Origin of the sequence: Photorhabdus sp. RW14-46 (assembly GCF_963887965.1) — a bacterium.
Classification (GTDB): Bacteria; Pseudomonadota; Gammaproteobacteria; order Enterobacterales; family Enterobacteriaceae; genus Photorhabdus; species Photorhabdus laumondii.
Genome location: NZ_CAWPHH010000110.1, coordinates 1 through 749, shown reverse-complemented (window position 1 = coordinate 749; position 749 = coordinate 1). Strand labels below are relative to the sequence as shown.

The window sequence follows — 749 nt, the reverse complement described above, 5'->3', positions numbered from 1 at the left end:
AGATGGCAAGGCGACGGATTATGTCGATATTATCAGCCGGGCAACGGAATTAAATGGAAAAATTCAGGCCAATAACCTGTCTCTGACACAAGGCGCTAACCGAATCAGTTTAAAAGACGGCACAGTTGAACCTGTCGCTGGCGAAGGCGCTAAACCCCAATTAGCTGTTGATACCAAAGCGTTAGGCGGCATGTATGCCAATAAAATCCGACTGGTTGCCACTGAAGAGGGCGTTGGTGTTAATCTGAAAAATTTAATCAGTGACCAGCGTGATATTACTTTAAACGCCAATGGAAAAATTGAACTGGGCAATATTAAGGCTAAAACGGACCTGAATGTTATTGGCAAAGAAACCCATATTGTGCCCAATATTAGCGTGCAGGCGGGACGGGATATTATTCTGGAAAACACCACGCTGGATAATAAAGGTAGCGTGACTGCTGGCCGGGATATGCGGATATTTGTCGATACTGTGCGTAATAGCGGTAATAAAGCCTTGCTGCAAGCCAATAATAATATGTGGATACAGAAAAATGCACAAGGAGATAAAAGTCATCTTATTGAAAATAGATCTGCTACCATAAAGACTAATAAAGGCGATTTAGTTGCCAGATCTCATAAGATGCTCAATATAAGAGATCTTTATCTCCTTTCTAATATTAAACCTGAAAAAAACGATTTTCTTGACTTTAGTAATGTTGATGATCTCAGTGACATGAGAAATTGGTTCTTTATAGAAAATTATGATA

The 749-nt window shown here is 39.9% G+C and carries 1 protein-coding gene; it reads left to right on the top strand.

All coding sequences use genetic code 11. The features are described 5' to 3' along the window. A partial coding sequence (locus AACQ38_RS23770) for a two-partner secretion domain-containing protein (RefSeq protein ID WP_445260644.1) occupies positions 1-749 on the top strand: 749 nt, incomplete at both ends.